This is a genomic window from Paenibacillus ferrarius, assembly GCF_002027705.1.
Classification (GTDB): Bacteria; Bacillota; Bacilli; order Paenibacillales; family NBRC-103111; genus Paenibacillus_E; species Paenibacillus_E ferrarius.
In genome coordinates, this window is the sequence record NZ_MBTG01000056.1 from 303245 (window position 1) to 311606 (window position 8362).

The 8362-nt window shown below is 43.4% G+C and carries 9 protein-coding genes and 1 other annotated feature; of the genes, 6 read left to right on the forward strand and 3 right to left on the reverse strand.

All coding sequences use genetic code 11. The features are described from left to right. Window positions 1-45 precede the first annotated feature (45 nt). Window positions 46-3225 carry a transglycosylase domain-containing protein gene (locus tag BC351_RS36715; protein WP_079420475.1) on the reverse strand — a complete coding sequence of 1060 codons (3180 nt, stop codon included), beginning with the start codon at window positions 3223-3225 and terminating at the stop codon, window positions 46-48. Between the two features lie 128 nt (window positions 3226-3353). Further along, window positions 3354-3627, forward strand: a binding site (T-box leader). 49 nt (window positions 3628-3676) lie between these two features. On the opposite strand from BC351_RS36715, the gene tyrS reads away from it, so the two are divergent. Beyond that, entirely contained in the window at window positions 3677-4936 is a 1260-nt protein-coding gene (gene tyrS, locus BC351_RS36720; protein WP_079420477.1) for a tyrosine--tRNA ligase, read from the forward strand. 318 nt (window positions 4937-5254) lie between these two features. Here tyrS and BC351_RS36730 read toward each other — a convergent pair whose 3' ends face one another. Beyond that, window positions 5255-5779 carry a hypothetical protein gene (locus tag BC351_RS36730; protein ID WP_079420481.1) on the reverse strand — a complete coding sequence of 175 codons (525 nt, stop codon included), beginning with the start codon at window positions 5777-5779 and terminating at the stop codon, window positions 5255-5257. Between the two features lie 186 nt (window positions 5780-5965). Between BC351_RS36730 and BC351_RS36735 the strand changes: the two genes are divergently transcribed. The 5 genes from BC351_RS36735 (at window position 5966) to BC351_RS42610 (ending at window position 7921) form a co-directional block, all read left to right on the forward strand. After that, entirely contained in the window at window positions 5966-6199 is a 234-nt protein-coding gene (locus BC351_RS36735; RefSeq protein WP_079420483.1) for a hypothetical protein, read from the forward strand. Then, window positions 6199-6336 (forward strand): hypothetical protein, encoded by a 138-nt coding sequence (locus BC351_RS42605; RefSeq protein ID WP_158082359.1) that lies wholly within the window; start codon window positions 6199-6201, stop codon window positions 6334-6336. The genes BC351_RS36735 and BC351_RS42605 overlap by 1 nt, the downstream gene beginning before the upstream one ends. A gap of 59 nt (window positions 6337-6395) precedes the next feature. Next, window positions 6396-6632, forward strand: coding sequence for a hypothetical protein (locus BC351_RS36740; RefSeq protein ID WP_079420485.1), 237 nt, complete (start codon window positions 6396-6398; stop codon window positions 6630-6632). Window positions 6633-6909: 277 nt separating this feature from the next. Then, window positions 6910-7746, forward strand: a complete 837-nt coding sequence (locus tag BC351_RS36745; RefSeq protein WP_079420487.1) for an Ntn hydrolase family protein — start codon at window positions 6910-6912, stop codon at window positions 7744-7746. A gap of 22 nt (window positions 7747-7768) precedes the next feature. Further along, entirely contained in the window at window positions 7769-7921 is a 153-nt protein-coding gene (locus BC351_RS42610) for a hypothetical protein (RefSeq protein ID WP_158082360.1), read from the forward strand. An 87-nt stretch (window positions 7922-8008) separates the two neighbouring features. Here the strand turns inward: BC351_RS42610 and BC351_RS36750 are convergent. Next, on the reverse strand, window positions 8009-8362 hold a 354-nt coding region (locus BC351_RS36750; RefSeq protein ID WP_144028443.1), incomplete at its 5' end, for an IS3 family transposase.

The window sequence follows — 8362 nt, forward strand, 5'->3', positions numbered from 1 at the left end:
TTCATGAAAAAAAAGAAGATCCGATGAGCGGATCTTCTTTCTTTTTTAATTATTAAATGCAATGGCAGCAGACGGTTTGGACTCTCCGGCATCATTCACGGCGGTTACTTTGTAATAGCCGTTGTAGGCCGCTGCGTAGTAATGGAATTCGGTTGCATTATCCACAGAACCGAGCTTCGCGAAGGTTCCTTTTTCTTTGTCGCTGAAATAAACGTTATATTTCTTCACTTTGTCTTTGGCAGCATTCGCTTTCCAGGTCAATGCAATACCTGCGCCATCTTCTTTGGCTTTGAGGCCTGATGGTGCAGCAGGCAGATCTTTGGCTGACGGGCTCGGACTCGCGGTATTGCCGTTGCCAGTGCCAGTGCCGTTTCCTCCGTTATTCTCACCTGTTCCACCATTAGGCGTACTCGTAGGAGGAGGGGTTGAGCCTGGAATTTCATTTCCGTCCAGAGGAGGTACGAATAAGGAATCTATAGAGCTTCCATCGGTAAAGGAAGAACGGCTAGCTGGTGATTCTTTGCCAGCAACGTCGACAGCTGTCACATAATATCCGACCAAACTTGAAGCGGAGATATGGTCAACGAATTTCGTTTCTTCTCCGGCCATAACCACTTTGCCGCCCATGAGCTGGAATTTGCCCCGGTTATCTGATCGGTAAAGGCGATAACCGACCAAGTCAGGGTTAGTGTTAGCTGCAAATGTAATGGTCGCTGTATCTCCGGACTTCGTCGTGACGACATTCGTTGGAGCCGGCGGCTCTTTGCCGTCGTCAACCCGTGGGTCGAGCTCTGATGGCGCATCGTCGTCGTAGTCTGTAGGCTTGTAGTTGTCAATCGATTTTCTGCTTTTCTCTGGAAGCTTGTTCATCGCATCTTGAACTTCTTTCAACAGTTGACTGATTGATTTCTGCCGTTTGATGACGGTTTTCTCTTGGACGAAATCAGCTGGCGTTGTGTCTTGCGCCATATAATTTAGACCATTATAGGAGCTGATCTTCATTTTGACCATGACATTGTCAACTTCCGTTGGGACGAACTTCTTGTTGAAAATGTCGGTAACTTGATGGTCTGAACCGGATGTTAACTCGCTTGGCAGTTTCCCTGATAAGCTGGATACCGTTGCTGAGACGATGCCGTCCGGTTTGGCAAATGTTTTGGTTGGGAAGAGCTCTGGCTTCTGCTCAATCGTCCTGTTCATGATCAGCGCCCATACGTCTTTGGCGTGATACGTTTGATGCGCTTGCGTTGATTTCGTCGACGATGACAATTTATTAATCGGTTGATCGTAACCAATCCACACACCAACTGTGATGTCTGGGGTGAATCCCATGAACCAAGCATCGGCATCATCTTGTGTAGAACCTGTTTTGCCGGAAATCTCGATTTTGCCATAGGATTTATAATTTTTCATTAGGTCAGTCGCCGTGCCTTGGCTAATGACCGTTTTCATCATATCCGTAATCAAATAAGCGCTTTGTGGTGAGTAGACTTGTGTAGGCTTCTGATTATGGCTATAAATGATCTTGCCATTGGAATCTTTGATCTCACGAATCATAAAGGTCTCATTATAGACGCCTTTATTAGGTATAGACGCATACGCGCCAGTTAATTCTTTGACAGACGTACCGCGGCTAAGTCCGCCGATAACGCCGGTCTGAGCATAATAATCTTCCTTTTGAATCGAAGTGATACCCAGTTTCTTGGCGAAATCCCAAGCGTCATTGATCCCGACTTTATTCAGGAAGATATCGATGGCTGGGATGTTATAGGATTGGTTTAACGCTTTTCTAGCAGTCATGAGACCATGGAACTTGTGGTCCCAGTTTTCTGGTAGATGGAAGCCCTTAACGCCATCCTTGAGAATAATCGGAATATCATCAACGATACTGGCCGGTTGAATGGCTCCTTTTTCCAAAGCAGGGATATAGGCAGCGATCGGCTTCATCGTGGAACCTGGCTGTCTGAATGCCTGTGTGGCATGATTGAGCTGTTCATTAAAGAAATTGCGGCCCTCAATCATTCCTTTGATGGCTCCTGATTTGGAGTCGATCATAATGGCGCCAACTTGCTCGATACCGCCTTTTTTCTCATCGGTAGGGGCGAAGTTTTTCTCGTTTGCTGCAATTTCGTGCATCGAATCATAAATGGTCTTGTCGATGGTTGTGTAGATTTGATAACCGCCGCGCAAAAGCTGCGTATGTATGCCTTTTAATGCTTCATTATAAGCGGCTTGATTCGTCTTAGGATCAAGTTCAGGCTTCTGGATTTTCAGCAAAATTTCGGCGGCTTCCTGCTCGGTTTCGATCATCAGATACGGATAAGTCGTATAGGCTTTTTGAGCGGCAGGGGCCATTGATTTTTTGAGATCAAACTTCAGGGCCTCTTGATATTGTTCATTCGTAATTTTCTTTTCTTCAAGCATCCGTTTTAATACTAATTGTTCACGCGTAACCGCTTTTTTGAAGCCATCTTCATCGAATTCAGGCTTGCTCGTAAAAGCGGAATACTGCGATGGCGATTGCGGCAATCCAGCCAAATAAGCGGCTTGCGCGACATTCAATTTGTCTAAGTCGTCAATGTTGAACAGTCCCTTGGCAGCAGCCTTGATGCCGTAGAGGTTGTAGCCCGTAGCTCCATTGCCATAAGGAATCTTGTTCAGATAGGCGAGGAGAATTTCATCCTTGGACATCAGACGTTCCATCCGCAAGGCAAGTAGTAATTCTCTTGCTTTCCGGCCATCATCGCGGTCTAGCGTGAGAAATACCCGTCTGGCAAGCTGCTGTGTAATTGTGCTGCCGCCGGTTTGAACTTCTTCGTTCAGTAGTTTCTGTGTCACGGCCCGGTAAAGACCGCGGAAATCGATCCCGTGATGGGATTTGAAATCTTTGTCTTCAATGGACAACACCGCATCGAGCACGACTTGCGGAATATCATTGAGCTGGGCGAGGCGCCGATCTTCCTCTGTGCGCAATTGGCCAATAGGCGTGTCATCGTTGAAATAAGCGAAGCCTGTGACGGCATTTTCCTGAATCTGCTGACGAATGGATTCTTCGGAGCGTACAGGATCTTTTTTAACCAAGGCACTGACATATCCGAATGCGGCGGACCCACCCAATACTCCTGCCAAAAAAGCGCTGATGAGGGTCCATTTAAGAGTAATCCAAGTGACTTTGAATGTTGTTCTCACCCAAGGTCGATTCCATTTCGCGAAAAAATTGCGCATAAGTTCCAATATCCTCCTTACATGAACGCTAATAGTATACCATAATTGCACCTATTGCGGTAATGGTGATGCAAGAAACGACGACAGCATGGTTTGACAATAACCGCAGTCCTATGTTATAAATTGAAACAAATGCATGGATGGATCAGCAGTAGGTAGCTTGTGGATGCTTTCAGAGAGCCGGTGGAGGGTGCGAACCGGTACCTGCAGGTTAGTGAATTACGGTCTTGAGCAGTGAATGGGAACCTGCAGCCAATTGGAACTGCACTAGTAGTATTTGCCGACTAAACCCCGTTACAGGTTCTTGAGTGAAAATAGTGAGCCGTAGAACTTATCTATAGTTGTACGTAACTGCTGTTTTAATTAGGGTGGTACCGCGAGTCAAGTCTTCTCGTCCCTTGTGGATAAGAAGGCTTTTTTGTATTTTCTATGAAAAAGGAGACGAATGAACATGACAATTTTGAAGGACTTGGAGTTTCGTGGACTGCTTCACCAAATAACGGACCGCGAGGGCTTGGACAAAAAGCTAAGCGAAGAGCGGGTAGTGCTTTATTGTGGATTTGATCCCACAGCGGACAGCTTGCATATTGGGAGTTTATTGCCAATTTTAACATTGAGACGCTTTCAGCAGGCTGGACATATTCCGCTTGCCCTCGTTGGCGGCGGTACAGGTCTAATCGGTGATCCTAGCGGCAAAGCGAATGAGAGAACGCTGAATGGACCGGAAACCGTAGTCGCATGGTCGCAAAGCATCAAGGAACAGCTTTCCCGGTTTCTCAATTTCTCAACGGAGATCGAGAACAGCGCTGAACTTGTCAACAACTATGACTGGCTGGGTTCGCTGAATGTCATTGAATTTTTACGGGATGTGGGCAAAAACTTCACGGTTAATTACATGCTGGCCAAGGATTCCGTGGATTCACGTATTACGAAAGGTATTTCATTCACGGAATTCAGCTACATGATTTTGCAATCTTACGACTTTTTGAAATTGAATGAGACGAAAAATTGCTCCTTGCAGATTGGCGGAAGTGACCAATGGGGCAACATCACAGCTGGACTCGAGCTTATCGGTAAAACAACGGATCAGCGCGCTTACGGGGTAACTCTGCCGCTTGTAACGAAGAGCGATGGTCAAAAGTTCGGGAAAACCGAAGGTGGCGCCATCTGGCTGGATGCCAGCAAAACGTCGCCGTACCAGTTCTATCAGTTCTGGCTAGGCACTGCGGACAGCGATGTGATTCGTTTCCTGAAGTATTTCACTTTCCTCTCGCATGAAGAGATCGAACGGTTGGAAGAAGAAGTGAAATCGCAGCCTGAGAAAAGAGAAGCGCAGAAGCAGCTTGCCCGTGAGGTCACCCAGCTGGTACATGGGGGAGAAGCGCTGGAAAGTGCTTTGAACATCACCGCAGCTTTATTCAGCGGCAACATTCAAGATCTTTCCCGCCAAGAGATTGAAGAGGCATTCAAGGATGTTCCTTCCACAACGCTGGAGCAAGACGACATCGCGCTGATAGACTTGCTTATCGCCGTAGGAGCTGCGCCGTCCAAGCGTCAAGCACGTCAGGATATTGAAAGCGGCGCTGTGACGGTTAACGGTGTCAAGGTGACATCCCTTGAAGCGGTGGCCAAGGATCTTGGCAAACTGGGAGAAGCTTACCTTGTCGTTCGCCGCGGCAAAAAGAACTACTACCTGGTACAGTTCGCTTAGGTGCGATAGAGGAGTCTTTAGGGACTCTTATTCCATGCGAATATCTCCTTGTAACGCAAATAGCAGCTCTCGAAGGCTCTTATTCCTTTGAGAAGCTGCTATTTCTTGCTTTTTACAACAGATAGGAGTCCTTTGTGGACTCTTATTTTGCGTGGAAACCTGCTTTTCTCGCAAATAGAAGCTCCTATTATACCTCCTCAATTTTTCGGACATGAATTGTCACGATTCATTGAAGCTGAATTGCATGAAAGAAAGAAAGAAAGAAAGGAAGAAAGAAAGAAAGACGCCCACCACAATGCAGGCATCTCTTCGAAGGTCCTATTGAATTGAAACACTTACGTAGTATCTTTGAGATGGATCTGGGCTTGAGTCTGCAGGATTAACATAGATATTATATCTAGTGTTTGCCTCAGCAGTAAAAGTAGCGCCCTCACTTCTATTGTCACTAAAGTCAAAATAGGTTTTAGGGAATGTTGACCCATACTCTTTATTCAATGCAAATGACGCTGTTTTGACATTTGGATTATTTAATATAACGCTAACTGTTCTTCCAGCATCCATTGGGCCAGTTTTAAAAGAATACACATCTACATCATTAGATGACCCTATTGTTCCATAATTGTAGTTGTTTCCGTACAAACAAACATTATCTGCATAGGTGAAATTTCCATTGGGTTCATTTTCCAGGTAGTAGTTGCTTTTGTTTTGACACATGTTTACAGATTGATCATAAGTCACATTGTTATACTTGCTTGCATTAAAGTCTGCGGCGGAAGCAGAACTTGCGGAGAAGCTAGCCATCATAACGGAAGCCAAGGCAATGGAAAAAAATTTTTTATTCATAGTCAACACTCTCCTAAAATATGTATTTTTATAGTGCATTACCAATATAAGATAGATTCCATTGTTTGTCAATTTTTAATATATTTACGACTTCGTCTTGTAATTTCCATATTCCAAATTGAAGGATAGAAGTGGATGGAAGTACGGAATCTCTGGCATTCAAAAAAGTAAAGGAGTGAATTGAACATGGGAACAATAATGGATGGATTCAGTACATTTCAATCATTAAGTATTTTTTTCGCATTGTGTGAGAAAGGTAGACCCACGCAAGAACAAAAGGATCAAGCCTTGAAACTTCTCATCCAGCTTTATGGAGCTTTATCGGAAGAAGAACTGATTCAGCGAGACGATCCCGACTTACTTCTTACTTACAAGGAACTTAAACGCTCAATCTTAGATAAAGCAGAGGGCAAATTATAATGGAACAACCCACAAAATGGCTGGGCAGTATTCGTGATCTGAAACTATCGTATCGAAAAAGACATCGTATTCTACGAAAAGCTCGAGATCAGGCTGAAATCAATAAAGATGTAGCAACGATCCGCAATATGCGATGAAACTATACACTCTCATTGAAGTGAATGGATTACACACATATGATCAGGAGGCAGATAATATGTTGAATGAAATAGAAGTACTAAAGGGACAAGTTCAAACGCTGCTGAACACGGCAGATGCGCACATTGAAAAGATTAATGAATTAGAAGCCAAGGCGAGCATACCTATGCCTGAATGGGCTCGAGAAGCTGTTTCTGCCGCTGTAAGCAGTGGGTTGATTGACACGCCAGAGGGCCGAAGTTATGATTTTTACAGCTTGTTGCTTACTGTGTTCCGTAGAAAAGGACTTATTTGATTGGCCGCACTTTGACCGTACTTCTTCAAACTTCAATGCTATTATAACAACATAACTATCCTAACTTTCAAAGGTTCGGAGTGGATATTCATGAAAAGGGGGGTAATGACAGACTCAAACTGGAGTTATCTGGTCAAATATTTATTTGAAGTAGAAAGGCGCTGAGGTAACAGGTTTATACTAAGGCAAAAAGAAACAAACGTTCCGTAGGAAATAAGCTGGAAATATGGTATAAATTACCTAAGTGATAAATTTCCATACGGAAGGGCATGATATTTTGACAATTGCAATATCTTTAAAAGTAAATGACGGCTTAGTTTTAGCAGCGGACAGTGCATCTTCAATACTCATTAGAGATAACCAAGGACATTCAGGAGTTATCAATGTTTATGATAATGCCAACAAAGTATTTAATATACACAAAGAACTCCCCATTGGAGCAATCACATGGGGATGCGGAAGTATTGGTGTCTCGTCAATTTCCACGCTCGTAAAGGATTTTCGTGATCAGATTACAAATCATACTGAACACCTCCTCAATACAGCATCATACACTATGCAAGAAGTTGCTGAGAAATTTTATGAATTCATATATACTGAGAGATATCAGGTTGAGTTTGCCAGTTGGCAGCCTTTTCAAAGACCATCTTTAGGATTTATATTGGGAGGCTATTCTTCTGGCGCCACCTTAGCGGAAATATGGAGAATTGATATTTTAGAAGGCGGTATTTCAAGTGGTCCATATCTTGTAAGAAATCAAGATGATTGTGGAGTGGATTGGCAGGGCGCGCCAGAAGCAATCGCTAGGTTGATTAAAGGTTATTCACAAATGCTTCCTCAACTTTTGTTAGCCTCTGGTTTAACTGATCAACAAGTGGCCAACATAATTCCCATACTTGATCAAAATCTTCAATCGCCATTGATATTGCCAGCAATGCCAATTCAGGATTTAATTGATATCGCTGATTTTTTGGCCGATCTGACAAAAAAATATGTCAAATTCACACCAGGACCACCAACAGTAGGTGGACCTGTTGATATAGCCGTTATTACAAAGTATGAAGGATTCAAGTGGATAAAACGTAAACATTACTTTGATAATGGCTTGAATTAAACTAAACTAAGGAGTGATTTTTATGGAAAAAATTATGTGCATTGGTAACAACGAAAAGGATATCTCAACACAACCAAAGTTTTTAATTACTAATATTCAGTCAGGATCTGAATCAATAAGTTATAATGCTCAAAATGTGTTTAACTATTTAAACTTATTTTTGCCATCTAAATAAGTTGCTCAGAATAGAAACAAATAAAAAGCCCGAGGGAAGCTGATCTGGACCCTTTGTCAAGGACACTTGAAAAAACTCAGTTTAAATCTAGACAGCTAACAATAGATGATTCCTGTATTGCACAGGGGTCATCTTTTTTAATCCCCATTGATATCGATTGTTGTTGTAGTAGCGGATGTAACCGTCAATCTTACGTTGTAGTTCTGCCAATGTTGGGCAGCTGCGATGGTCAACATGGTCCTTCATATGACCGTAAAACGACTCCTGTGGCGCATTGTCCCAGCAATTCCCCCTTCTAGACATCGATTGACCTAATCCCTTTTGCTTCAAAAGTTTTTGGTATGTGGGACTCGTATAATGACTCCCTTGATCCGAATGGATGAACGCTTTCTTGTGCAACTTCAATTTTCTTTGCTTCATGAGTGCCTCAATCGTGTCTGT

Excerpts from the sequence above, each read along its gene's own strand:
- BC351_RS42605 (WP_158082359.1), top strand. The coding sequence starts at position 6,199 with ATGGAACAACCCACAAAATGGCTGGGCAGTATTCGTGATCTGAAACTA.
- BC351_RS36715 (WP_079420475.1), bottom strand. The coding sequence starts at position 3,225 with ATGCGCAATTTTTTCGCGAAATGGAATCGACCTTGGGTGAGAACAACA.
- BC351_RS42610 (WP_158082360.1), top strand. The coding sequence starts at position 7,769 with ATGGAAAAAATTATGTGCATTGGTAACAACGAAAAGGATATCTCAACA.
- BC351_RS36730 (WP_079420481.1), bottom strand. The coding sequence starts at position 5,779 with ATGAATAAAAAATTTTTTTCCATTGCCTTGGCTTCCGTTATGATGGCT.
- BC351_RS36735 (WP_079420483.1), top strand. The coding sequence starts at position 5,966 with ATGGGAACAATAATGGATGGATTCAGTACATTTCAATCATTAAGTATT.
- BC351_RS36740 (WP_079420485.1), top strand. The coding sequence starts at position 6,396 with ATGTTGAATGAAATAGAAGTACTAAAGGGACAAGTTCAAACGCTGCTG.
- tyrS (WP_079420477.1), top strand. The coding sequence starts at position 3,677 with ATGACAATTTTGAAGGACTTGGAGTTTCGTGGACTGCTTCACCAAATA.